The organism is Massilia sp. BHUDP2 (genome assembly GCF_046236355.1).
GTDB classification, from domain to species: Bacteria; Pseudomonadota; Gammaproteobacteria; order Burkholderiales; family Burkholderiaceae_D; genus Telluria; species Telluria varians.
On sequence record NZ_JBJUVW010000001.1, the window covers coordinates 788,149 to 813,007 of the forward strand.

22 protein-coding genes and 1 tRNA gene are annotated in these 24,859 nt (G+C 64.0%); 2 read left to right on the forward strand and 21 right to left on the reverse strand.

Features of this window, described 5'->3' with window-relative positions:
- Position 1: 1 nt before the first annotated feature.
- The 4 genes from ACK6C6_RS03475 to ACK6C6_RS03490 all read right to left on the reverse strand — a co-directional run bounded on the left by ACK6C6_RS03475 (position 2) and on the right by ACK6C6_RS03490 (position 3,236).
- Entirely contained in the window at positions 2–1,039 is a 1,038-nt protein-coding gene (locus tag ACK6C6_RS03475; protein ID WP_409265912.1) for a quinone-dependent dihydroorotate dehydrogenase, read from the reverse strand.
- A gap of 59 nt (positions 1,040–1,098) precedes the next feature.
- Positions 1,099–1,827 (reverse strand): arginyltransferase, encoded by a 729-nt coding sequence (locus ACK6C6_RS03480; protein ID WP_209587714.1) that lies wholly within the window; start codon positions 1,825–1,827, stop codon positions 1,099–1,101.
- Between the two features lie 84 nt (positions 1,828–1,911).
- Positions 1,912–2,640 (reverse strand): leucyl/phenylalanyl-tRNA--protein transferase, encoded by a 729-nt coding sequence (aat, locus tag ACK6C6_RS03485; RefSeq protein WP_409265914.1) that lies wholly within the window; start codon positions 2,638–2,640, stop codon positions 1,912–1,914.
- Positions 2,641–2,654: 14 nt separating this feature from the next.
- Positions 2,655–3,236: a zinc ribbon domain-containing protein gene (locus ACK6C6_RS03490; protein ID WP_209587716.1), complete on the reverse strand. Its 582-nt coding sequence runs from the start codon at positions 3,234–3,236 to the stop codon at positions 2,655–2,657.
- Between the two features lie 173 nt (positions 3,237–3,409).
- Here ACK6C6_RS03490 and ACK6C6_RS03495 point away from each other — a divergent pair.
- Positions 3,410–3,486, forward strand: a tRNA-Met gene (locus tag ACK6C6_RS03495).
- 186 nt (positions 3,487–3,672) lie between these two features.
- Positions 3,673–4,086, forward strand: coding sequence for a T6SS immunity protein Tdi1 domain-containing protein (locus ACK6C6_RS03500; RefSeq protein WP_027865230.1), 414 nt, complete (start codon positions 3,673–3,675; stop codon positions 4,084–4,086).
- Positions 4,087–4,096: 10 nt separating this feature from the next.
- Here the strand turns inward: ACK6C6_RS03500 and ACK6C6_RS03505 are convergent, their stop codons facing one another.
- The 17 genes from ACK6C6_RS03505 to ACK6C6_RS03585 form a co-directional block, all read right to left on the reverse strand.
- Complete coding sequence (locus ACK6C6_RS03505; RefSeq protein WP_409265915.1) at positions 4,097–4,984, reverse strand: DNA-3-methyladenine glycosylase family protein; 888 nt, start codon at positions 4,982–4,984, stop codon at positions 4,097–4,099.
- 10 nt (positions 4,985–4,994) lie between these two features.
- Positions 4,995–5,900, reverse strand: coding sequence for a DMT family transporter (locus tag ACK6C6_RS03510; protein WP_409265917.1), 906 nt, complete (start codon positions 5,898–5,900; stop codon positions 4,995–4,997).
- 88 nt (positions 5,901–5,988) lie between these two features.
- The gene (locus ACK6C6_RS03515; protein ID WP_409265919.1) at positions 5,989–7,023 is read right to left on the reverse strand and encodes an XdhC family protein; all 1,035 of its coding nucleotides are present in this window, start codon (positions 7,021–7,023) and stop codon (positions 5,989–5,991) included.
- Between the two features lie 173 nt (positions 7,024–7,196).
- Positions 7,197–8,279 carry a M48 family metalloprotease gene (locus ACK6C6_RS03520; RefSeq protein WP_409265922.1) on the reverse strand — a complete coding sequence of 361 codons (1,083 nt, stop codon included), beginning with the start codon at positions 8,277–8,279 and terminating at the stop codon, positions 7,197–7,199.
- Between the two features lie 25 nt (positions 8,280–8,304).
- Entirely contained in the window at positions 8,305–8,754 is a 450-nt protein-coding gene (dut, locus tag ACK6C6_RS03525; protein ID WP_036244567.1) for a dUTP diphosphatase, read from the reverse strand.
- Between the two features lie 17 nt (positions 8,755–8,771).
- Entirely contained in the window at positions 8,772–9,992 is a 1,221-nt protein-coding gene (coaBC, locus tag ACK6C6_RS03530; RefSeq protein ID WP_409267299.1) for a bifunctional phosphopantothenoylcysteine decarboxylase/phosphopantothenate--cysteine ligase CoaBC, read from the reverse strand.
- Positions 9,993–10,035: 43 nt separating this feature from the next.
- On the reverse strand, positions 10,036–10,563 hold the full coding sequence (gene lspA / locus ACK6C6_RS03535) for a signal peptidase II (protein ID WP_036214649.1): 528 nt from the start codon (positions 10,561–10,563) through the stop codon (positions 10,036–10,038).
- Between the two features lie 69 nt (positions 10,564–10,632).
- Positions 10,633–13,521, reverse strand: a complete 2,889-nt coding sequence (gene ileS, locus ACK6C6_RS03540; RefSeq protein ID WP_409265924.1) for an isoleucine--tRNA ligase — start codon at positions 13,519–13,521, stop codon at positions 10,633–10,635.
- Between the two features lie 93 nt (positions 13,522–13,614).
- Positions 13,615–14,586, reverse strand: a complete 972-nt coding sequence (locus tag ACK6C6_RS03545) for a bifunctional riboflavin kinase/FAD synthetase (protein ID WP_409265925.1) — start codon at positions 14,584–14,586, stop codon at positions 13,615–13,617.
- A 173-nt stretch (positions 14,587–14,759) separates the two neighbouring features.
- Positions 14,760–15,989: a tetratricopeptide repeat protein gene (locus tag ACK6C6_RS03550; RefSeq protein ID WP_409265927.1), complete on the reverse strand. Its 1,230-nt coding sequence runs from the start codon at positions 15,987–15,989 to the stop codon at positions 14,760–14,762.
- 68 nt (positions 15,990–16,057) lie between these two features.
- Complete coding sequence (locus ACK6C6_RS03555) at positions 16,058–16,492, reverse strand: biopolymer transporter ExbD (RefSeq protein WP_200879998.1); 435 nt, start codon at positions 16,490–16,492, stop codon at positions 16,058–16,060.
- Between the two features lie 79 nt (positions 16,493–16,571).
- The gene (locus ACK6C6_RS03560) at positions 16,572–17,000 is read right to left on the reverse strand and encodes a biopolymer transporter ExbD (RefSeq protein WP_036214659.1); all 429 of its coding nucleotides are present in this window, start codon (positions 16,998–17,000) and stop codon (positions 16,572–16,574) included.
- A gap of 2 nt (positions 17,001–17,002) precedes the next feature.
- Positions 17,003–17,935, reverse strand: coding sequence for a MotA/TolQ/ExbB proton channel family protein (locus ACK6C6_RS03565; RefSeq protein ID WP_409265928.1), 933 nt, complete (start codon positions 17,933–17,935; stop codon positions 17,003–17,005).
- 86 nt (positions 17,936–18,021) lie between these two features.
- Positions 18,022–18,687 carry an energy transducer TonB gene (locus tag ACK6C6_RS03570; protein WP_036214661.1) on the reverse strand — a complete coding sequence of 222 codons (666 nt, stop codon included), beginning with the start codon at positions 18,685–18,687 and terminating at the stop codon, positions 18,022–18,024.
- 1,018 nt (positions 18,688–19,705) lie between these two features.
- Positions 19,706–21,229: a SpoVR family protein gene (locus ACK6C6_RS03575; protein WP_027865245.1), complete on the reverse strand. Its 1,524-nt coding sequence runs from the start codon at positions 21,227–21,229 to the stop codon at positions 19,706–19,708.
- Positions 21,230–21,239: 10 nt separating this feature from the next.
- Complete coding sequence (locus tag ACK6C6_RS03580) at positions 21,240–22,511, reverse strand: YeaH/YhbH family protein (protein WP_285380907.1); 1,272 nt, start codon at positions 22,509–22,511, stop codon at positions 21,240–21,242.
- Positions 22,512–22,754: 243 nt separating this feature from the next.
- Positions 22,755–24,677, reverse strand: a complete 1,923-nt coding sequence (locus tag ACK6C6_RS03585) for a PrkA family serine protein kinase (protein ID WP_027865247.1) — start codon at positions 24,675–24,677, stop codon at positions 22,755–22,757.
- Positions 24,678–24,859: the final 182 nt, after the last annotated feature.

Below are 24,859 nucleotides of genomic sequence, written 5' to 3' on the forward strand. Positions count from 1 at the left end.
CTTAGCGGCGCAGCGCGGCCGCGGCGTCGCGGATCAGCGCCGGGCCGGCGTAGATGAAGCCGGTGTAGAGCTGCACCAGTTGCGCGCCGGCGGCGATCTTGGCGCGCGCATCCTCGCCACGCATGATGCCGCCCACGCCGATGATCGGCAGCGCGTCGCCCAGCTCGGCCTTCAACAGGCGGATCACCGTGTTCGACAATTCGAACACCGGCGCGCCCGACAGGCCGCCTGCTTCCTCGCCATGCTGCATGCCCTGCACCGCAGTGCGGCTGAGCGTGGTGTTGGTGGCGATGACGCCGTCGATCTTGTGGCGCAGCAGGGCGCCGGCAATGTTGCGCACCTGGTCGCCGTCGATGTCCGGGGCGATCTTCAGCGCTACCGGCACATAGCGCTTGTGCTGGTCGGCCAGGCGCAGCTGCTCTTCCTTGAGTTGGGAGAGCAGGGCGTCGAGCTCCGATTCCCCCTGGAGCTGGCGCAGGTTCTTGGTGTTCGGCGAGGAGATGTTGACCGTCACGTAGCTGGCGTAAGGGTAGACCTTGCGCAGGCAGTGCAGGTAATCGTCGGCGGCGCGCTCGATCGGCGTGTCGGCGTTCTTGCCGATGTTCAGGCCGAGCACGCCCTGCTTGTCCTGGTAGAAGCTTGACGCCTGCACGTTGGACACAAAAGCATCCACGCCGCCGTTGTTGAAGCCCATCCGGTTGATGATGCCCTGCGCCTGCGGCAGGCGGAAGATGCGCGGCTTCGGGTTGCCGCCCTGGGGGCGCGGCGTCACGGTGCCGATCTCGATCGAGCCGAAGCCGAGCGAGGCCAGGCCGTCGATGTAGGCCCCGTCCTTGTCGAGGCCGGCGGCCAGGCCGACCGGGTTCGGGAAGGTGATGCCCATGACCGTGCGCGGGTCGGGCGCCGGGCGGCCGGACAACTTGGTGAGGCCGAGCGCGGCGGCGCGGCGCAGCAGCGGCAGGGCCAGGTTGTGGGCTTGCTCGGCGTCGAGCGAGAACAGCAGCGGGCGGGCGAGGGAATACAGGAGCTTGTCGGACATGGAGGACTCATCGTAAATGACTCCCGCCATTTTACAGCGCCCGGAGGCGCGCAAGTCCCTCAGCGTTCCAGCACGCCCCACACGCCCTTGACGCGTGCTTCGAGCGGACGGAAGTTGATCTTGTAGGCCATCTTCGGACTTTGCTCGATCCAGTAGCCCAGGTAGACGTACTGGAGGCCGAGCTCGCGCGCCTGGTTGACCTGCCACATGACGTTGTAGGTGCCGAAGGATGCGCCCGGCACGTCCGGGTCGAAGAAGGTATACACCGACGACAGGCCATCGGACAGCACGTCGATGATGGACACCATGCGCAGCAGGCCGTCGGGCTCGCGGAACTCGACCAGGCGGGTATTCACCCGGCTCTGCAGCAGGAACTGGGCGTACTGGTCGCGGCTGTCCTGGTCCATGCCGCCGCCGACGTGGCGGGTGGTCTGGTAGCGCAGGTAGAGCGCGTAGTGCTCGTCCGAGAACGCCAGGTTGGCCACCATCGCCACCAGGTCGCCGTGGCGTTTCCAGGCGCGGCGCTGGGTACGGCTGGGCGTGAAATCCTCGCATTTCACGCGCACCGGGATGCAGGCCTGGCAGCCGTCGCAGTAGGGGCGGTAGGTGAAGATGCCGCTGCGGCGGAATCCATTGCGCACCAGTTCGGAATAGACGTCGGCATTGATCAGGTGCGAAGGCGTCGCGACTTGCGAACGGGCCTGGCGCGCATCGAGGTAACTGCAGGGATAGGGCGCCGTCGTGTAGAACTGCAGCGTAGCGAAAGGCAGGTCATTTAGGTGCGTCATGCAAAAAGCTCTCGAGACGACGTGATGATCCTATTTTAACGAAATCGGGCCGGTGTCACTGTTAGCCAGTCAACGGTGCCGCCTTCAGGACTTCGCCCCCAGGGGCGGCACGATTTCCCAGCGGGTGATGGCCGGCTCGCGGATGGCCTGGCGCAAGTGCGCCAGGAAAGCGCTGCGCGGAATCGGCGCGGCCCCCAGCGAAGCCAGGTGCCCGGTCTCCTGCTGGCAGTCGATCATCGACACGCCCTGGCTGCGCAGGAAAGCCACCAGGTAGGCCAGGGCCACCTTGGACGCGTCCGACACCCGGGCGAACATCGATTCTCCGTAGAACATGCGGCCGATGCAGACGCCGTAGGCGCCGCCCACCAGCTCGCCCTCGTAGCGGACCTCGGACGAATGGGCATAGCCCATGGCATGCAGGCCGGTGTAGCCGTCGATGATGTCTTCGGAGATCCAGGTGCCGGGCCCGTCCTTGCGCGGGGCGGCGCAGGCGCGCATCACGTCCTCGAATGCCGTGTCGAAGCGCACGTCCCACGGGCCGCCCTCGAGCCGGCTGCGCTCGACGCGTTTCAGGGTTTTCTTCAGGCTGTCGCTGAGCTTGAAACGCTCCGTGCGCAGCACCATGCGCGGGTCGGTGCTCCACCACAGGATGGGCTGGCCTTCCGAGAACCAGGGGAAGATGCCGTTCTGGTAGGCCAGCAGCAGGCGCTGCGGCGACAGGTCGGCGCCGGCCGCGAGCAGGCCGGGGGCGTCGATCGTCAGCGCCTCGGATACGTCGGGAAACGGCGATGTCGGCTCGAGCCAGGGGATCATGGCGGGCTCGTGGGTCAGTCGGGTTCGCGGGGAGCCAGCATCGGGCGAACGATGTCCCGGCTATGAAAACCATAGCTGCCGCCCTCGCGCACTTTGACGCGGTCGGCAAAGAAGAGTTCCAGCGTGCTGCGCACCGTCGGGAAAGCCAGCTCGTCCCAGGGGATCTCGTCCTGGGTGAAGAGCTGCACTTCCAGGCTTTCCTCGCCCGGCGCGAAATCGAGATTGCGCAGGCGCGCCAGGTAGAACAGGTGGACCTGGTGTACATGGGCCACATTCAGCAGGGTGAACAGCTTGCCGAGTTCGACGTCGGCGCCGGCTTCCTCTTCGGTTTCGCGCACGGCCGCCTGCTCGGTGGTTTCCTCGTTTTCCATGAAGCCGGCCGGCAAGGTCCAGTAGCCGTAGCGCGGTTCGATCGCGCGCTTGCACAGCAGGACCTGTAGCTTGCCGTCCTGTTCCCAGACGGGGATCGAGCCGATGACCAGCTTGGGATTCTGGTAGTGGATCGCGTGGCAGTTGGGGCAGACGTAGCGCGGCCGGTTGTCGCCTTCGGGGATTGCCAGGGCGACAGGATGGGCGCACTCGGAACAGAATTTCATAGGTCAGCGGCAGGTTGAGATTGTGCGTACTTTACACTGAATTGCCGGCCCTGGGCCGCTGCCGGCGCGGGCAAGAGTGCTCACGGCCGAGCGCCGTCGTGCTGCAATCGCCGATCAGGGGAGGATTGCATTTGCCTAAAAGACCGTTTCGGCGTATAATTCATTTCATCAGACGCGGGGTGGAGCAGTCTGGCAGCTCGTCGGGCTCATAACCCGAAGGTCACAGGTTCAAATCCTGTCCCCGCAACCAGAATTCGAAGCCGTTGATTCGCAAGGATCAACGGCTTTATCATTTTTCCCGTCAAGCCGGCGCAAACCAGACTCATGTCAAACCGGACGCAAGCGTCCGGAATGTTGTCGAGCCTGTCTTGTCCAACAGGCGAAACGGCCGGCGCCGGCACTCGGCGCGGCCTTGCGAACCAACGGGGCAGACCACATGATCAACGTAGACGACATCAACGACGCCTGGGGCTGGGTCGGCTTGACCGCTGTCGAGGTCCTTGGGTCCAATGCATTCGGCAACCTCATCATCCGCGACGACGAAGGGCGCTACTGGCGCCTGCGTCCGCAAGACCTGTGCTGCGAGCCGGTCGCCGACAGCCGCGCCGCGCTCGACGCGCTGGCCTACAACCAGGATTTCCTGAACGACTGGTACATGCCGGAAGTCGTGCACCTGGCCGAATCCACGCTCGGCCCCCTGGTCGAGGACCGCAAATACTGTCTCAAGATCCCGAGCGCGCTCGGCGGCCATTACGGACGCGACAACCTGGCCACGGTGCCGCTGCCGGAACTGATCCGTTTTTCGGGGGAGAGTGCGCAGCAGTTCGACGACTTGCCGCGCTGGAATTGAACTGCCTAATCTAACCGGCTTTGTCGCTGAGGCTGGCCCACAGGTAGGCCGCCGCCATCGTGCGGTGCGGGGCATAGCGTTCCAGCAGGCGCTGCGTGGTCGGGATGTCCGGACGGGCCTCCCCACCCAGCAGGCGGTGGAAGGCGGTGCGGATGGCCACGTCACCTTCGAGCGAGCAGTCCGGGTAGCCGTAGCCGCGCAGCAGGGCATAGTTGACGGTCCAGGGCCCGATGCCTTTGACGGCCAATAATTCCTGCACGAGCTCATCGACGGGGCGTTCGCGGTCGAGCACCAGCTGGCCGTCTTCGACGAGCCGGGCCAGGCGCAGCAGGGTCTCGGCTTTCGAGCGCGAGAACTTGCGGCTGGTCAGGTCTTCCAGGGCGAGGCCGGCGACGCCGGCCGCTTCCGGATAGCAGCACAGGCCGCTCGCATGGACCCGGCCCGCGAGCTGGATCAAGGTGCGGCGTAGCGAGATGGCAAACGGCAGGTTGATCTGCTGGCCGATGATGGCCCAGGTCAGGGCTTCGAACACGCTTGCCGACTGGACGATGCGCAGGCCCGGCTGGCGCGCCACGACCGGGCCCAGCGCCGGATCATTGCGCGCGAAGGCGGCAAACGTGGCCGGGTCGATGCGCAGGCCGAGGATGCTGAGCAAGGCCTCGCGCGCCTGTGCCAGCAGTGCCGGCGTCACATTGCCATCGGCATCGACGCAGCAAGCGGCGATGTCGCGACCGAAGCGCACTTCCAGCACCACGGGCGTGCCGCCCAGCAGCACACCCTTGCGCAGGCCTTCGGGCGACACCTGTTCCGCAATCCCTTCCGCATCCCGGCTGTGGAAGGCCAGCACGTCCTCGCTGCGGTAGCCGGCCGGAAGGTCGAGCATGATCTCGGTGCGCATCGCGATGTCCCTACTTGGCTTGCGCGGCAGGCGCGCGCAGGAAGGAGGGCACGAAGCCGGTCACCAGCGCCGTGCCCACCAGCACGATGCCTGAGCCGAGCAGCGTGTGCCAGCCGATCACCTCGTGCAGGAAGATCGCCCCCCACAGGATACCGAACATCGGGTTCAGGAAGGTCACCGTCAGCGCCGAGGTGGTGCCGACTTCTTCGATCAGCTTGAAGTAGAGGATGTAGGCGATCCCGCTGCAGACCACGCCCAGGGCGAGCACCGCGGCCCAGATGCCGGCGGTGGGTACGCCCGGCGACGGGAAGAAGGGCAGGGCCGGGATCACGAACAGGGTCGCGGCCCACATCGAGCCGTGCGCATTGGCGAAGGGCGGCACCGCCTTGGCCGACTTGGCGTACTGGCTGGCGATGCTGTAGCAGAAGGCCGCCACCAGCGCGGCCGCGATCGCGACCGCGGCGCCGGGGCGCTCCGACACATGGTCGAAACCGACCAGCAGGGCCACACCGACCGTGCCCAGCACCAGGCCAAGGCCGGTGCGTGCGGACACGCCCTGGCGTGCCCAGACGGCGCCGACCAGCGCGCCGAACATGGGCGCGGTGGCGTTCAGCACCGACAGCACCGAAGCGGACAGCGTGCGCGCGGCGAAGGCGAACAGCAGGAAGGGCAGGGCCGAGTTGAAGAAGCCCAGCATCAGGTAGTGCTTCCAGTGCTGGCGCAGGTCGAGCGGGGTTCCCTTGCCGCGACGGCGCATCACCCAGGCCACCCCTAGCAGGAACAGGGCCGCGAACAGCACCCGGTACTCGATCAGCACGGCGGGGCCGAGCACGGGCGCGGCGATGCGCATGAAGAGGAATGAGCCGCCCCAGATGGCGGCCAGCGCTACCAGGCGCAGCATGTTCACGGTATTCATCGGGACGAGCGGGACAAAGGGTGGATTGTGGCGGCGGGGCGCATGCCGCGCCATCCGCTTCTTGCTGTCGAATGCGGGCCGGACCGGCTCACGCGGCTGCGCTGCGCAGCACGCTGCAGGCCGCCGTGCCCGCCGGCTGGAGCGCCGCCGCCGCAGTGGCGTGCGGCACCAGCAGGGCGGCAGGTACGCCGTTCTTCACGGCGGTCATCTCGGCCATGATCGAGACCGCGATCTCGCTCGGGGTCTTGCTGCCGATGTAGATGCCGATCGGGCCGTGCAGGCGCGCCAACTGGGCTTCGCTGAGGTCGAACAGCTTGAGGCGCTCGCGGCGCTTGTCGTTGTTCAGGCGCGAGCCGATCGCGCCGACATAGAAGGCCTCGGACCTGAGCGCCTCCATCAGGGCCAGGTCGTCCAGCTTGGGGTCGTGGGTCAGGGCGACGACTGCGCTGCGCGCATCCAGGCGCGCCTCGATCACCAGGTCGTCGGGCATGGCGTGCACCAGTTCCACACTGGGCAGGTTCCAGCCGCTGCGGTATTCCTCGCGCGGGTCGCACACGACCACGCGGTAGTCCATGCCGCTGGCGATCTGCGCCAGGAAGCGCGACAGCGGGCCGGCGCCGATGATGTACAGGCGCCAGCGCGGGCCATGGATGGTGGCCAGCACGCCGTCCTCCACGCGCTGGATCGCGCCGGCCTCGGCGCGCGCCAGGGTGACGGCGCCGGTCGCCAGCTTCACGCGGCGTTCGACCAGTTCGCCTTCGTGCAGGCGCGCCAGCAGTTCGCGGATGCGGCTGCTTTGGGAGAGCGGCTCGATGGCCAGCTCGATGGTGCCGCCGCAGGGCAGGCCGAAGCGGTGCGCCTCGTCGGCGCTGATGCCGTAGCTGACGATCTCGGGACGCGCCAGCTCGATGCCGTTGCGGCGCACCTTCTCGATCAGGTCGTCCTCGATGCAGCCGCCCGAGACCGATCCGACCACGCTGCCGTCGTCGCAGATGGCCAGCAGCGCGCCGATCGGGCGCGGGCTCGAGCCCCAGGTCTTGATGACCGTCACCAGCTGGCAGCGGCGGCCGCCGGCGAGCCAGGCGTCGCAGGTCTTCAATACGTCGAGGTCGATGCTGTCCATGATGCTTGGAGCTGGGTGGCCGAAATGAACATCATACAAAAAACGCCGATGTTTCGCCGAGTGCGGCTGGTAGGGTGGGCGGGTTTCCCGCCCACGCGTTCAAACATGGCAAGATCAGCCTGTACGCTATTCATCCACAAACTATCACCGCGTGGGCGGGAGACCCGCCCACCCTACGGTGTCAGCGGCTTGTTGGCCGACTTCTTGGCCTTGACTTCGGCCACCGCCTTGTCGATCGCGGCCATGCGCTGCGCCAGCGCCGGGTGGTTGGCGGTATGGCCGTTCAGCACCGTCGCCGGATAGGTTTCCGCGAAGCGCTTCCAGAACCCGGAGATGCCCTCGACACGGTAGTCGGCGCGCGCCAGCAGGTAGACCGCGAGGCGGTCGGCCGCGCTGTCGAGCGTGGACGGCATGGCCTTGATGCCGCCGCTGCCGATCAGCATCGAAGTGTCCGGTGCGATCAGGGTGAGGTTGTCGATGATGCTGCCGATGGTGGCGGCATTGCGCTGGCTGGCCGCGTGGTTCAGCATGTTGTGCGCCATCGTGTGCGCCACCACGTAGGCCAGCTCGTCGTCGTTCCGCACGAAGCCCATCATGCCGCGCGTGACCATCACGCGCTGGCCGTCGGCATAGGCGTTGACGTTGTCCGCGTTGCCCAGCTCGATGCCAAAGGCGCAGGCGCGGGTCACGGGCACCGTCACGTCGCGCTGCGAACCGCGGCGCTCGATGGTCAGCGGCAGGCTGGCCTGCTTCGCGACGATGGGGCCGAACACGGCGCCGGCCTGCGACAGTGCGTTCGGGCCGGTGGGCAAGGGCTTGCCGCCGGCGGCCACCAGCTCGTCGCCGTTGCGCAGGCCGGCCTTTGCCGCGCCGCTGCCGGCCAGCACATTGGTGACCTGCAGGCGCTCGCCCATGCCGAGCACGGCGTGCGCGGCGTCGTTGTAGCTGCCGGGGTAGGTATAGCGGTTCTTGGCGGTGAAACCGAGCAGGTTGCGCGCGTGGCGCGTGCACAGTTCGGCATTGTCGATGAGGAGGGGCGCGGCCACCTTGTACAGGCGGTCCTGCAGGCTTGCCATCCTGGTGAGGGTCTCGGCTGCCGCCGCCATCTCCGGTGTCACTTGCGGAATCTCGGGCGCCGTCTGCCCCGGCGGGAGCGGCTGGCCCGGCTGCATCGGTGCCTGCGTGGCGCAGGCCGAGAGCAATACTGCGGCGGCGATTCCCAGCGCAGTCTGGCGCAAACGATTAATGCGGAACATGGTCCTCCTTATCGAATCTTCTTTGTCATTGCTTGCCGGTGCTGCCGAACCCTCCGGCGCCCCGTTCGCTCGATGCGAACTCCTCCACCACGTTGAAGCCCACCTGCAGCACGGGCACGATCACGAGCTGGGCCAGCCGGTCGAGCGGCTGCAGCGTGAAGCTCGCGTGGCTGCGGTTCCAGGTGGAGACCATCAGCTGTCCCTGGTAGTCGGAGTCGATCAAGCCTACCAGATTGCCGAGAACGATGCCGTTCTTATGGCCGAGTCCACTGCGCGGCAGGATCATGGCCGCATAGCCCGGGTCGCCGATGTGGATCGCCAGGCCGGTCGGCACCAGTACTGTCTGGCCCGGCTCGATGACCAGCGGGGCGTCGATGCAGGCGCGCAGGTCCAGGCCCGCGCTGCCGGGCGTGCCGTAGGCCGGCAGCAGCTCTTTCATACGCGGGTCGAGGATCTTGAGGTCGATATTCTTCATTCTTGTACTTGCTTAGCTTAGGTCAGGAGCGATCGCTGTTCGAGGCGTTTCGCGATTTCGGAAACGAGCTGGCGCGCCAGGCTCAGTTTGTCGGCGCGCGGCAGCACGGTATGGCCGCTCTCGTCGAACAGGATGATGGTGTTCTCATCCTGCCCGAAGGTCTGTGGGCCGATATTGCCCACCAACAGGGGAATGCCTTTTCTCTCGCGCTTGGCGGCGCCGAATTCCATCAGGTTCTCGGATTCTGCGGCGAAGCCCACGCAGTAGGGCCAGCCGGACAGCGAGGTGGTGGCAGCGACCGAGGCCAGGATGTCGGCGTTCTGCACGAACTCCAGCTGCGGCGCGCCGCCGCCTTCCTGCTTCTTGATCTTCTGGCCGCTGGCATTCGCCACCCGCCAGTCGGCCACCGCCGCCACGCCGATGAAGACGTGCTGGCCGCTCACTCCGGCCATCACGGCGTCGTGCATCTGCTGGGCGGTGAGCACGTCGATGCGGCGCACGCCGTGCGGCGTGCTCAGGGAGGTCGGGCCGCTGACCAGGGTGACCTCGGCGCCGGCTTCGCGCGCCGCGCGCGCCACCGCATAGCCCATCTTGCCCGAAGAGAGGTTGGTGATGCCGCGCACCGGGTCGATCGGCTCGAACGTGGGCCCGGCCGTGATCAGGACGCGGCGCCCCGCCAGCACCTTGTGCTGGAAGGAGGCGATCAGTTCCTCGACCAGTTCTTCCGGCTCGAGCATGCGGCCCAGGCCGGTCTCGCCGCAGGCCTGGGAGCCGGCCGCCGGGCCGAACAGGCAAATCCCGTCCTCGACCAGCTGTTTCACATTGCGCTGGGTCGCCGGGTTTTCCCACATCTCGACGTTCATCGCCGGCGCCACCAGCAGCGGCACGCGCCGCGGACGGGCCACGCACAGGGTCGACAGCAGGTCGTCGCAGGCGCCGTGCGCCAGCTTGCGGATGAAGTCGGCCGAGCAGGGCGCGACCAGGATGGCGTCGGCATCGCGCGTGAGGTCGATGTGGGCCATGTTGTTGGCCATGCGCGGGTCCCACTGGTCGGTAAAGACCGTCTGGCCGGACAGGGCCTGCATGGTCACCGTGCCGATGAAGTGGGTGGCGGCCTCGGTCATGACCACCTGCACGCTGGCGCCTTCCTTGACGAGGGAACGGCACAGTTCCGCCGCCTTGTAGCAGGCCACGCCGCCGCTCAGGCCGAGGACGATCTTCTTGCCCTTGAGGTCCATGCTCATGATGACTCCGGATTCAGCTCAGTTGATGCGTTGGTGCTTACGACTTGTTCACGCGCCGCAGTTCGTCCAGGACGAACAGGAAGGCGCCGACCGAAATGCCGATGTCGGCGATGTTAAAGGCCGGGAAGTGGCCGATGCCCCGCCAGTAGAAGTCGAGGAAGTCGATCACGTGGCCGTGCACGACGCGGTCGATGCCGTTGCCGATGGCGCCCGCCATGATCAGGGCCAGCGCGAAGCAGAACAGGCGCTGGCTGGCGTTCTTCTTCATCATGTACAGGCAGAAGCCTACCGCGCCGATGGCGATCGCCAGGAACAGGTAGCGCTGCCAGCCGCTGGCGTCGCCGAGGAAGCTGAACGCCGCGCCCGGGTTGTAGACCTTGATCAGGTTGAAGAAGCTGGTGATCGGCAGCGTCTCGGCATAGGCGAAGGTGCGCTCGACGGTAAGCTTGGTCACCTGGTCGAGCAGGACGATGATCGCCGCCAGGCCGAGCCATGGGAACAGGCTGGCGGAAGGCTTGTAGAGGGGCTTGGCGCCCGGAGAAGCTTTTTTGGTTTTGGTGGCCATGGTGTCAGGTCGGTGCCCGCCATGCCGGCCCTGGGGCCGGCATGGCGGTGGAACCCCGTGAGGGGAAGGTCAGGCGTAGCGGCGGGCTTCGCCGCTGCCGAACAGGTTGCTGGTGCAGCGGCCGCACAGGCCGGCATGCGCGTGGTCGTGGCCGACGTCGCGGCGGTAGTGCCAGCAGCGCTCGCACTTTTCCGCTTCCGACGGGGTCACGGTCACCGCTTCGTTGGCGGCGTCGGCCACCTGTTCCACGCTGGCCTGCGAGGTGATGAACACGAACTTCAGGTCATCCTCGAGGCTGGCCAGCAGCTGGAATTTCTCGCCCGCAGCCTTGATCGCCAGTTCCGCCTGCAGCGAGGAGCCGATGGCGCCCGAGGCGCGCACTTCTTCCAGCTGCTTGGTCACGTCGGCACGTACTTCGCGCAGCGCGGCGTACTTGGCCAGCAGGGCTTCGCCGTCCGCGATGTCCGGGAAGGTCCACAGGGTTTGCGTGAAGATGGTCTCGTCGCTCTGCGCGTAGGCCTGCTGGCCCGCGAACACCGCCCAGGCTTCCTCGGCGGTGAAGGACAGGATCGGCGCCATCACGCGCAGCAGCGCATGGGCGATGTGCCACAGCGCGGTCTGGGCCGAGCGGCGGGCGGTCGACTCGACGCCGGTGGTGTACAGGCGGTCCTTCAGGATGTCGAGGTAGAAGCCGCCCAGGTCTTCCGAGCAGTAGTTCTGCAGGCGGGCGACCACCGGGTGGAACTCGTAGCGCTCGAAGTGGCCGGCGATGTCGCCCTGCAGCTGGGCCATCGCGGCGATCGCGTAGCGGTCGATCTCGAGCAGCTCGGCCACCGGCACGGCGTCCTTGCCTGGATCGAAGTCCGAGGTGTTCGCCAGCAGGAAGCGCAGCGTGTTGCGGATGCGGCGGTACGACTCCGTGACGCGTTTCAGGATCTCGTCGCCGATCGACAGCTCGCCGGTGTAGTCGGTCGAAGCCACCCACAGGCGCAGGATGTCGGCGCCGAGGGTATCGGAGATCTTCTGCGGCGCCAGCGTGTTGCCGAGCGACTTAGACATCTTCTTGCCGTTCTCGTCGACGGTGAAGCCGTGGGTCAGCAGCGCCTTGTATGGCGGGCGGCCGTTGAGCATCGAGGAGGTCAAGAGCGACGAGTGGAACCAGCCGCGGTGCTGGTCCGAGCCTTCCAGGTAGAGGTCGGCCGGGAAGGCGGATTGTTCCTTGTGCGAGCCGCGCAGCACGGTCTGGTGGGTCGAGCCCGAGTCGAACCACACGTCCAGCGTGTCCTTGTTCTTCTCGTAGTTGGCGGCGTCTTCGCCCAGCAGTTCGCTTGGGTCGAGCTGCTGCCAGGCTTCGATGCCATTCGCTTCGATCAGCTTGGCGACCTGCTCCAGCAGCTCCGGAGTGCGCGGATGCAGCTCGCCGGTTTCCTTGTGCAGGAAGAAGGCCATCGGCACGCCCCACTGGCGCTGGCGCGACAGGGTCCAGTCCGGACGGTTGGCGATCATGCCCTGCAGGCGGGCCTGGCCCCAGTCCGGGAAGAACTGGGTCTCGGCGATGCCGGCCAGCGCGGTTTCGCGCAGGGTGGGTCCGCCATCCTTCGGGGTGACGTCCATGCCGGCGAACCACTGGGAAGTGGCGCGGTAGACGATCGGGGTCTTGTGGCGCCAGCAGTGCATGTAGCTGTGGTCGAACATCTTCAGTTCGAACAGGGCGCCGGCGGCGCGCAGGGCTTCGCAGATCGGCTTGCTGGCTTCCCAGATGGTGAGTCCGCCGAACAGCGGCAGGGTCGAGGCGAAGCGGCCGTCGCCCATCACGGGTTTCAGGATCTCGTCGTCCTTCATGCCGTGCGCCTTGCAGGACTGGAAGTCTTCCAGGCCGTAGGCCGGCGCCGAGTGGACCACGCCGGTACCGCTGTCGGTGGTGACGTAGTCGGCCAGGTAGACCGGGGAAGTGCGGTCGTAGAACGGGTCCTGCGCGTGCAGCGGATGCTTGAAGCGGATGCCTTCCAACTTGGCGCCAAGGGTGGTGGCGATGACGGCGCCTTCCAGCTTGTAGCGCTGCAGGGTGGCCTCGACCAGGTCCTGCGCCAGGATCAGCAGCAGCGGCTGGCCGTCACGTTTGGCCTGCACCAGCGCGTAGGTCACTTCCGGGTTGGCGTTCAGGGCCTGGTTCGACGGGATGGTCCACGGGGTGGTGGTCCAGATCACGATGAAGCCGTTCGTGGTCGGCAGCTGCGGCAGGCCGAAGGCCGCGGCGACTTTCTCCGGTTCCGCGAACGGGAAGCCGACGTCGATCGCCGGGTCGCGCTTGTCCTGGTATTCCACTTCGGCTTCGGCCAGTGCCGAACCGCAGTCGAAACACCAGTTGACGGGTTTGAGGCCGCGGTACACGTAACCTTTTTCCAGCAGCTTGCCGAGGGCGCGCAGCTCGTCCGCTTCGTTACCGTAGGCCATGGTCATGTAGGGGTTTTCCCATTCGCCCAGCACACCCAGGCGGATGAAGCCGGCGCGCTGGCGGTCGATCTGCTCGAGCGCGTAGGCGCGCGCTTTCTGGAGAACTTCAGCAGTAGGAAGATTTTTGCCGAACTGTTTCTCGATCTGGATCTCGATCGGCATGCCATGGCAGTCCCAGCCCGGCACGTAGGGCGCGTCGAAGCCGGCCATGGTGCGCGATTTGACGACCATGTCCTTCAGGATCTTGTTGACGGCGTGGCCAAGGTGGATGTCGCCGTTCGCATACGGCGGGCCATCGTGCAGGATGAACTTCGGCCGGCCGGCCGCCGCCTTGCGGATGCGCTGGTAGATCTTCTTGTCCTGCCACTGCTTGACCCAGCCCGGCTCGCGCTTGGCGAGGTCGCCGCGCATCGGGAAGGGGGTGTCGGTCATGTTGACCGGGTATTTGCTCTCTGGCTTGGCGCCCTTCTGGGCCTTGTTCTGGACGGGTTTGGTATCGGACATATGCTTCTTCTCTAGGGGATTCGGTTCGGTCTCGCGGCGGGGCCGCGCGCGCCGCTTTCGGCAGGCATGCCTGCAGGTGTCAAATGCGAGGCGTCAAATTCGGTCGGTCGCTGTGAGCGCGCCGTTACGGTGCGCGAAGAAGGCGCGTGCCTGGACGGCGTCGCGCTCGATCGCGGCGGTGAGCGTGGGCAGGTCGACGTACTTCTCCTCGTCGCGCAGCTTGGCGAGGAATTCGACGCGCACCAGTTTGCCGTAGGCGCTCTGGTCGTAGTCGAACACGTGCACTTCCAGCAGCATACGGCCGGCGTCCTCGACGGTAGGGCGCACGCCGAGGCTGGCGACGCCCGGCAAGGGCTGCTCCGCCAGGCCGTGCACCTGCACCACGAAGATGCCGGCCAGGGCAGGGCGGTGCGCCACGCGCAGGTTCAGGGTCGGGAAGCCCAGCGTGCGGCCGAGCTTCTGCCCATGGATCACGTGGCCCGACATGGCGTAGGGGTGGCCGAGCAGCTGCTGGGTGGCGCCGAAGTCGCCGGCGGCGAGCGCTTCGCGCACGGCCGAGGACGAGATGCGGCGTTCGCCCAGCATCACGGCGTCCAGGGTCGCGACCTGGAAGCCGTATTCGCGGCCGGCTTCCTGCAGCATCGCGATGTCGCCCGCGCGCCGGGCGCCGAAGCGGAAGTCGTCGCCCACCATCAGCCATTTGACGTGCAGGCCGTCGACCAGCACGCGCTCGATGAAATCGCGCGGCGACTGGGCGGCGAAGTGTTCGTTGAAATGTTCGACGATGACGCGGTCGATGCCGGCGGCGGACAGGTCTTCCAGCTTGTCGCGCAGGTTGGCGATGCGGGCGGGGGCTTTCGACAGGTCGCCCATCTTGCGGGCGAAGTATTCGCGCGGATGCGGTTCGAAGGTCATCACGGCGGCTTCGATCCCGAGTGCCATGGCGGCGCCGCGCACGTGCCCCAACAATGCCTGGTGGCCGCGGTGGACACCGTCAAAGTTGCCGATCGTGAGGGCGCAGGGTGCGCGCGCCCTGTCGTTGGGTAGTCCGCGAAATACCTTCATCAATGCTTCCAGTGGCGCAGCCGGCCGGTCCGGCGCGAAATACCTGATTATACGGTAACTCGCATGTTGCACAGCAACGAAGGCCTGGGAGAGGGGAATGCGTTGGCGCAATAAAAAACGCCGCCTGCGAACAGGCGGCGTTTTAGGCTTGCTCGACGAGGAGCGGGGCCGTCTTAGCCGGCGATCGGGCGATTGATCGCCATGATCCAGTAGCGGGCCAGGTCGGCGCTGCCGTCCTTGCCGCCGACGGTCTTGAGCGTGTTGATGGCCTGCTGCTTCTTGCCGGCCGCGGCATAGGCTTCGCCCAGGCGCAGCTTGGCTTCGTCGGCGTAACGCAGGCCACCGGCCTTGATGGCGCTTTCCATCATCTTCAGGCCCTTGTCGGCCTGGCCAGCCTGCACCAGCGCGTAGCCGAGGCCCACCAGCGCGTCGTTGTCCTTGGCGGCGGTGTATTCGGCTTCGAGGGCGGCGACGCCCTTGTTCTGCTCGGCCAGGTTCTTCTCGGCCAGGTCCTTCAGGCGCTTGTGACGCTCGGCATCCGCACCGGTGCCCAGGGCGCCGGCTTTGTAGCCCTTGTCGATGACTTTCAGCGCTTCGGCCGGGGCTTTCGCCTGCAGCACCAGCTGGGCCATTTCCATGAACTCGCTCGGCTTCTTCATCAGGTTATTGGCCAGCTTCAGACGGTACACGTCCACTGCCAGGCGGCCCGAGAAGCCAGGCTTGCCCTGGACGCGGTTCAGCAGGTCGTTCCAGTACTGGGCCTTCGGGTAGCTGGCGGCCAGCTTCTCGATGGTCTGCACGTAGCCGGCCTTGTCGTTCTTCTTCAGCTGGATGTTGGCCAGCATGCCGAGCTCGTCTTCGCTCAGGCGGCCGCTCTTTTCAGCATTGCGCAGTTCCTGCTCCAGCGCGGCGACGTTGCCCTGCTTGTAGTAGTTCTGCAGCAGGTAGGCGCGCAGCTTCGGATCGTTGCCCTTCTGCAGCAGCTTCTGGATGGTGGCGTTTGCCTTGTTCAGGTCGCCGGCGCGCATGTAGATGCCGACCAGGCCTTCCGAGAACTGCGAGCGCTCGGAGGCGCTCAGCTTGCCCGAGTCGAGCAGCTTTTCGAACGAGGTGGCAGCGGTGCCCCAATCGCCGGCCGACGAGGCTGCCGAGGCGCGCACGCGCTCGATCAGGAAGCGTTCGTCATCGGTCTTTGCTGCCTTGTCCGCGTCGCGCAGGGCGGCCAGTGCGCCCTTGGCGTTGCCCTGTTTCAGCAGCGACTGCGCCTGTTGCAGTGGCTTGCCGACTTCCGGACGCAGGGTGACCGCAGCGTGCACAGGAGCCAGGCCAACGACAGGGATGGTTGCAGTGAAACCGAGGGCGGCCAGTGCAAGGCCAAGGTGTGCGAGACGGAATTTAATCATCTGAAAACATCCTTCTTCAAAATGGACACGGCAGGGAAACCCTGCCGTGTTGGTCAAACATGGATCGATTACTGGAACTGCTCGTTACCGACCATGCCGATCTTGGTGACGCCGAGACGCTGAGCGGTTGCCATGACACCGGCCACCACCTTGTACTCGACCAGCTTGTTCGGACGCAGGTGCACTTCCGGCTGGTTCGGCATCGCAGCGACGCCGTTCATCTTGGCTTCCAGTTCCGCGCGATTCGGGACAACCTGGCCATCCCACAGGATGGTGCCGTCGAAGTCCACGTCGATCGTCACGACCACCGGTTTCTCATTCGTCTGCGGTGGCGGGGTGCCGACCGGCATGTTCAGATTGACCGAGTGGTTTTGTTTCGGAATCGTGATAATCATCATAATGATGAGAACGAGCAGGACGTCAATCAGCGGCGTCATGTTCATTTCCATCATCGGTTCCGGATCGGCTCCTTTAGCGGAGCCCGAACCTACGTTCATGCCCATGGTGTTTCCTTTTCAAATGTTGGGGTCTCGGACGCGATATCAAGGTTTCCTGAGAAACCTCGATATCGCGGACAGGGTATTAGCCCTTGTCAGGCGGTTCGATAACGAAACCGACCTTCTGAATCCCAGCACGCTGTGCCGTGTAGATCACCCGGCCGATCGATTCGTAGCGGGATTCCTGGTCGCCACGAACTTTCACTGCCGGCTGCGGCACTTTCACCGACTGCTCCGCGAGGAACTTGAACAGCTCGTCCGTGTTCGCGATGCGGGTCTGGTTGTAGTACATCTCGCCATCTTTGTTGATGGTGATGTTGACGTCTTCCGGCTTGGTCTTGGTAACCTGGTTCGTTTCTGCAGGCAGGTTCACTTTCTGCAGGTTCAGAACCACCGGGCTGGTGATCAGGAAGATGATCAGGAGAACCAACATGATGTCCACGAGGGGCGTCGTGTTGATCTCCGACATCACGGCATCTTCATCTCCGGAATCGGAGCCGACACTCATCGACATGATTAGCCAGCCTTCTTAGCACCAGCGGCAGCGTTCGAGGTCGACATGGCGCCCGAGATCAGGACCGAGTGCACGTCAGCCGAGAACGAACGGACGTCTTCCATGACCGACTTGTTACGACGAACCAGCCAGTTGTAACCCAGAACCGCCGGGACTGCAACGAACAGACCGAATGCGGTCATGATCAGTGCTTCACCCACCGGGCCTGCCACTTTGTCGATCGACGCGTTACCCGACATACCGATGGCGGTCAGCGCGTTGTAGATGCCCCAGACGGTACCGAACAGACCGATGAACGGCGAGGTCGAACCGACGGTTGCCAGGAACGACAGGCCATCCTGCAGACGCGACTGGACGCGGTCCACGGCGCGCTGGATCTGCATGGTCACCCAGGTCGACAGGTCGATCTGCTCGAGCAGGGCGCCGTCGTGGTGCTGGGTTGCCTTGGTGCCGGTTTCAGCGATGAAGCGGAACGGCGAGCCTTCTTTCAGCTGAGCCGAGCCAGCGGCGATCGACGGTGCTTTCCAGAACTTGGCCGAAGCTTCCTTCGACTGGCGCATGATCTTCTGCTGGTCGATCAGCTTGGTGATGATGATGTACCACGAACCGATCGACATCAGCGACAGGATGATGATGGTGCCCTTGTTGACGAAGTCGCCTTCTTCCCACATGGCTTCGATACCGTACGGGTTGTGGACTTCTTCGGTAGCGCCTTCGGCAGCGGCCGGAGCAGCTGCGTCGCCAGCCGGAGCGGCTGCAGCGTCGGCAGCCGGTGCTGCTGCGTCGGCAGCCGGGGCAGCCGCGTCAGCCGCCGGAGCGGTGGCGCCTGCGGCAGGAGCGTCAGCGAAGGCCGGTGCGGAAACCAGGGCCGATGCCGCCGTTACCGAGAACAGGACAGCCGCCAGCATAGCGGACAAACGGGTATTCTTAAACATGCTTCCTCCAAAAATATAAAAATAGACAGTTCGCTGAACTATTGACAACGAAAATCATAGAGTTGAGACGATGTTCCGTCTCGGTTTTATTCCAGCGTCCAGACGTACTGCACCGCTGTCCACGCCTGTTGCGGCTGACCATCTACAGTGGCCGGCTTGAATCGGCATTTGCTCAGGGCCGATTGTGCGGCCCGATCCAGATCGCGGAAGCCAGACGACTTCTGCAGCTTGGATTCCATCACTCGACCATCGGCCCCGATCAGGAACTGCAGGGTCGTGGTACCGGTTTCTTCGTTACGCTGCGACGAACGCGGATATTCCGGACGTGCGCAAGTGTTAAAGTCGGCCACTGCTTCGGTACGGCTCGGACCTGCAGCACGCGGCGGCGCCGGTGGGGCCGGCGGAGCGGGCGGTGCCGGCGGTGCCAGAGTCGTGGTCGGCGGCGGCGTGTTGGTCGCCGTCGTGATCGCGTTCTGCGGCGGCGGCGGCTGCTGCACCTGGACTTCGACCGGCGGGATGAACGGCGGTGGCGGAGCCTTCATTTCCGGCGGTGGCGGCGGTGGCGGCGTTTCCGGCGGTGGCGGCGGCTTCACCTCTTCAATCAGTTTTGTTTCAACAGCCTCGGTTACCTTGGTGACGATCCGGGTGCCCAGGCCATTGATAAATGCCCAAGCCACCACCACGTGCAACAGGATAACAATGGCGAGACCGGTGTAATTCTTTCCCGGGTTCTTATCATGCGTAAAATTCATGCCATCTTTCTCCAATACCAACTCTTTTTTGTTGCCACTAAACCCACTAAACACGACAAAAATCTAGGGCCGCATCCGGGACATCAAAGAATTATACCTACGAATTCTTTTTTGAGGAGACATTTTTACACCCCCGAAGGGATGCTAACTGCCTGTAAAAACAGGCAAAGAAGCTCATCTATACAAGTCCCTCGGCCGGTCGCGCGTGGTCCAGAAAGCAGGGGTGAATTGTAATTTTATGTAGCAGTTCTCCTCCATCTGTGGATCGTGAGGCACCCAACCCGGTTTTGCCGAATTTTCCATGCCAAAGCGGTCACATAACAAATTTCATATGATGACATCTTGGTATTTACGAAAACTATAGCCAGTTTTGCGGAAGCGGCGCGTACTGTTGAGCAGCCCTGGAACCCGCTTCTGCCCCACGAAACTCATAGCTAAAAGTCATGGGCAAAGCGCGTCTTGATATGCTTCAGTTGTGCGTTTGATAACCGGTTTGCGGATATCTGCTTCTCATGCATAGCAAAACTACATGGAATTCGGCGTTTTGAACAGTGTGTTCGCGCACTCAAGCGCAAAAAAATTACGTCGAGGTGGTCATTTTGTTGGGGAGGGGGTAGTAAAACGAGCGCGGGGCGATAGAAGGCGCTGCTAGGTTGCTCAGGTAGACTTGTTCTCCGTGCAGGAGCCACATGCCTCGTCAATCTCGGCGCCAAATGGCCGCTCGAGACGCCCGGCCGGCGCTTGCAAGGACATCAAACGCATGCTTGATGCAAATTGGTCCAGCCGAAATGGGCAGCGCAGGCATTATTACAGGAAAATTGCTTGGGCGGCGCGGCTGAGCGCGTAAAAATTTTAGAGGGATGGCTCGGCTTGCCCTAGCGCCGCTCGGCGCCGGCACCTTACGCTGGAAAAGCCTGGCGCGCACGCTCCGGTTCCAACCCGGCAGGCCGCCCGGCCAGGAGGGAAGGGCAGCCGCCGGGTGGCCGCTGCCGCGCCTTCAGCAAGGATGAAGCCGCTTTCAGCGGCCGCGCTTCTCGCGACGGCACTCGAGGAAGCTGACCACGTGGCCGCTCGGGTCCACTGTTTCCAGCCTGACATCGAACCCCCACAGGCGCGCGACGTGCTTGAGCACTTCCTGCGCCTGCTGGTTCAGCGGCCGGCGGTTGAACTGCGTGTGGCGCAGGGTCAGGGCGCGGTCGTCGCGGGTATTCACCTGCCAGACCTGGATGTTCGGCTCGCGGCTGCCGATGTTGTACTGCTCGGCCAGCTTGTGGCGCACGTAGCGGTAGCCCTGCTCGTCGTGGATCGCCGAGATCGTCAGCTTGTCGCTGCGGTCGTCGTCGAGCACGGCGAAGAAGTGGAATTCGCGGATCAGCTTGGGCGACAGGTACTGGGCAATGAAGCTCTCGTCCTTGAAGTTGCGCATCGCGAAGTCCAGGGTCTTGATCCAGTCGCTGCCCGCGATGTCCGGGAACCAGGCGCGGTCTTCATCGGTGGGGTCTTCGCATATGCGGCGAATATCGGTCATCATCGCGAAACCAAGCGCATACGGGTTGATCCCGCTGTAATAGGGACTGGTTGCCGGCGGCTGGTAGACGACGTTCGTATGGCTCTGCAGGAACTCCAGCATGAAGCCGTCTCCGACGATGCCTTCCTTGTACAGGTCCTGCAGGATGGTGTAGTGCCAGAAGGTGGCCCAGCCTTCGTTCATCACCTGGGTCTGGCGCTGTGGATAAAAGTACTGCGAGATCTTGCGCGTGATACGCACCAGCTCGCGCTGCCAGGGTTCCAGCAGCGGCGCGTATTTCTCGATGAAGTAGAGCAGGTTTTCTTCCGGCTCGGGCGGAAAGCGGCTCGGCGCCGTACTCGTCACCTGTTCCTCGCGCAGCGGCAGGGTGCGCCAGATCGCGTTGACCTGCGACTGAGCGTATTCCTCGCGCTCCTTCTGGCGCGCGGTTTCCTGCGCCACCGACAGCTTGGCCGGCCGCTTGTAGCGGTCGACGCCATAATTTTGCAGAGCATGGCAGGAATCGAGCAGCTCCTCGACCGCGTCGATGCCGTAACGCTGTTCGCACTCGGCAATATAGTTCTTCGCAAAGACCATGTAGTCGACGATGGCGTCGGCATCGGTCCAGGTGCGGAACAGGTAGTTGCCTTTGAAGAATGAATTGTGCCCGTAGGCAGCATGGGCGATCACCAGGGCCTGCATCGTCAGGCTGTTCTCCTCCATCAGGTAGGCGATGCAGGGATTCGAATTGATGACGATCTCGTAAGCCAGGCCCATCTGGCCGCGCTTGTAGCTCTTTTCGGTCGTCAGGAAGTGTTTGCCGAACGACCAGTGGTTGTATGACACCGGCATGCCGACGGACGTGTAGGCGTCCATCATCTGCTCGGCGGTGATGATCTCGAGCTGGTTGGGGTAGGTGTCCAGGCCGTAGCGCTTGGCCACCCGCTTGATTTCCTCGTGCGCCTGTTCGATCAGGTCGAAGGTCCACTCCGACTGGTCGGGCAGGGCGCGCGGATTGTTGGGGTCTCTTGGCATGGCGGGCCTCTTACTTTGGCTGCTTCTTGAACAGCTCGCGGAAGACCGGGTAGATGTCGGCCGGGGTGACGATCTTCTGCATCGCGAAATTCTTGTGGTGGTCGGCCACCTCGCAATACTGCTCCCACAGGTTCTGCGGCGGACCGTCGGTGATCTCGACGTAGGTGTAATACTGGACCCGCGGCATGATGGCGTTGTTCAGGATCTGCTTGCACAGCACCGAGTCGTTGTCCCAGTTGTCGCCGTCAGAGGCCTGGGCCACGTAGGCGTTCCAGTCCGCGCTGCCGTAGCGCTCGGTGAGCACTTTCTGCAGCAGGTGCAGAGCAGAGGACACCACGGTGCCGCCCGACTCGCGCGAATGGAAGAACTCGTTCTCGTCGACTTCGGCCGCGGCCGTATGGTGACGGATAAAGACGACCTCGATCTTCTCGTAGACGCGCTTGAGGAACAGGTAGAGCAGGATGAAGAAGCGCTTGGCGGTGTCCTTGCGCGTTTCGTCCATCGAGCCGGAGACGTCCATGATGCAGAACATCACGGCCGAGGTGCTCGGCTTGGGCACCTTGATCCGGTTCGAGTAGCGCAGGTCGAAGGGATCGATGAAGGGAATCGCGTTGAGGCGGATGTGCAGGTGATGGATCTTGTCCTTCAGTTCGATCACCCCTTCATCGTCGGACGGCGCGCCTTCGTCGAACAGGGCCTGCAGCGCTTCCTCGGCTTCCCTCAGCTGGCGCTTGGCGGGGCCGCCGACGGCGATGCGGCGCCCGAGCGCGCCGCGCAGCGAGCGCAGCACGTGGATGTTCGAGGGGGTGCCGGACACGTTGTAGCCGGCGCGCTGGTTCTTGTACTCGATGGTCTGGGTGAGCTGCGTCTTGATCATGTTCGGCAGCTCAAGATCCTCGAAGAAATAATTCATGAATTCTTCGCGCGACAGCTCGAAGATGAAATCGTCCTCGGTGGTCTGGTCGCTGTTGCCGGCGCGCCCGCGCCCGGCACCGCCGCCGCCGCTGCGCGGACGGTTGAACTGGTCGCCTTTCTGGTATTCGGTATTGCCCGGGTTGACGGTTTCCCAGACACCCCCATGGGCATGGCCGAAATGGGGTTCGTTCACGTCCTTGACGGGGATCGTGACTTTCTCGCCGTTCTCGATGTCGGTGATCGAACGGCCTTTGATGGCGCGGCCGACCGCGTCCTTGATTTGCGCCTTGTAGCGGCGCAGGAAGCGTTCGCGGTTGACCGCGGACTTGTTCTTGCCCTGCAAGCGACGGTCAATAAGATAAGTCAAAACTGGCCTCCTGTGGTGGCGGCTTGAAGAACCTGCTGCGCGTTGCGTGTGGTCTGCGATGCTCACCGTACGCTTGTACGGTTGCGCTTCTCGACCGCAAAGCTGCCGCTCGCGACGGTTCTTCAAGCCGCCGATACGTTGCGGGCGGGCGAAATCTCGATAGGTCTGTCTTATAGGTCTATCTTAATACGCGCCGCAATCGCGTGTGCGGCGCACGCCGATTCGTGGCGTGCGCTGGCCCTGTCAGGAGGATTTCCTCACGCGCAGGTACCATTCGCATAGCAGGCGTACCTGCTTCGGCGTGTAGCCTTTCTCGACCATGCGGGCCACGAAGTCGGCATGCTTGTTGGCATCCTCGGCACTCGCTTTCGCATTGAAGGAAATGACGGGCAGGAGTTCTTCGGTGTTCGAGAACATCTTCTTCTCGATCACGCTACGGAATTTCTCGTAGCTGGTCCAGGCCGGGTTCTTGCCGGCATTGGTGGCCCGCGCACGCAGGCTGAAGTTGACGATCTCGTTACGGAAATCCTTCGGATTCGAAATGCCGGCCGGCTTCTCGATCTTCTCGAGCTCGGCGTTGAGCGATTCGCGGTCGAAGCTCTCGCCGGTGTCCGGGTCGCGGAATTCCTGGTCCTGGATCCAGAAGTCGGCGAAGGTCACGTAACGGTCGAAGATGTTCTGGCCGTATTCCGAATAGCTTTCCAGGTAGGCGGTCTGGATTTCCTTGCCGATGAAATCGACGTAGCGCTGCGCCAGGTGCTCCTTGATGTAGGACATGTAGCGCTGCTCGGTCTCCGGCGGGAACTGCTCGCGCTCGATCTGCTGCTCGAGCACGTAGAGCAGGTGCACCGGATTGGCCGCCACTTCGGTATTGTCGAAGTTGAAGACCTTGGACAGGATCTTGAAGGCGAAGCGGGTCGACAGGCCGTTCATGCCTTCGTCCACGCCGGCATAGTCGACGTACTCGTGCATCGACTTGGCCTTGGGATCGGTGTCCTTCAGGTTCTCGCCGTCGTACACCAGCATCTTGGAATAAATGCTCGAATTCTCCGGGTCCTTCAGGCGCGACAGGATCGCGAACTGCGCCATCATGCGCAGCGTGCCCGGTGCGCAGGGCGCCTTGTCGAGCGAGGAGTTGTACAGCAGCTTGTCGTAGATCTTGATCTCGTCCGACACGCGCAGGCAGTAGGGCACCTTGACGATGTAGATACGGTCGAGGAAAGCCTCGTTGTTGCGGTTGTTGCGGAAAGTCTTCCACTCGGATTCGTTCGAGTGCGCCAGTACGATGCCCTCGAAGGGAATCGCGCCGAAGCCTTCGGTGCCCTTGTAGTTGCCTTCCTGGGTCGCCGTCAGCAGCGGGTGCAGCACCTTGATCGGCGCCTTGAACATCTCGACGAATTCCATCAGGCCCTGGTTGGCCAGGCACAGGCCGCCCGAGTAGCTGTAGGCGTCCGGATCGTCCTGGGCGTAGTCTTCGAGCTTGCGGATGTCGACCTTGCCGACCAGCGAGGAAATGTCCTGGTTGTTTTCGTCGCCCGGCTCGGTCTTCGAGACCGCAATCTGCTTCAGGATCGACGGGTAGCGCTTGACCACGCGGAACTTGTTGATGTCGCCGCCGAACTCGTGCAGGCGCTTGACGGCCCATGGGCTCGGAATGGCGCGCAGGTAGCGGCGCGGGATGCCGTAGTCTTCTTCGAGGATGGTGCCGTCTTCTTCCTCGTTGAACAGGCCGAGCGGCGATTCGTTCACCGGCGAACCCTTGATGGCGTAGAAGGGCACGTGTTCCATCAGGCTCTTGAGCTTTTCCGCGATCGAGGACTTGCCGCCGCCGACGGGGCCGAGCAGGTAGAGGATCTGCTTGCGTTCTTCCAGGCCCTGGGCCGCATGGCGGAAGTAGGAAACGACCTGTTCGATCACTTCTTCCATGCCATAGAAATCGCGGAAGGCCGGATAGACCTTGATCACCTTGTTGGCAAAGATGCGCGACAGGCGCGGGTCGAGGCGGGTGTCGATCAGGGTCGGATCGCCGATGGCCGCGAGCATGCGCTCGGGCGCGCTGGCATAGGTCAGGGGGTCTTTCTTGCACAGTGCGAGGAACTCCGACATGGAGTATTCCTCTTCGCGGGTACGCTCGTAGCGGGCGGTGTAGTTGTCAAAGATGCTCATTTCGAATGTCCTTCCTAGTGTACGAACAACGATCACGTCATGGCAGCCGACTGTGCAAGGGCTGCCTCAGGCCCCGGTCTTTATCTGGCGTACTCCTTGTCGGTCGCCCGCACCTGGCATCGGGATCGCCGGGGCCGTGGATGCTGCGATTTTCTTGTTGTCGTCCCGGACCGAGCCGAATG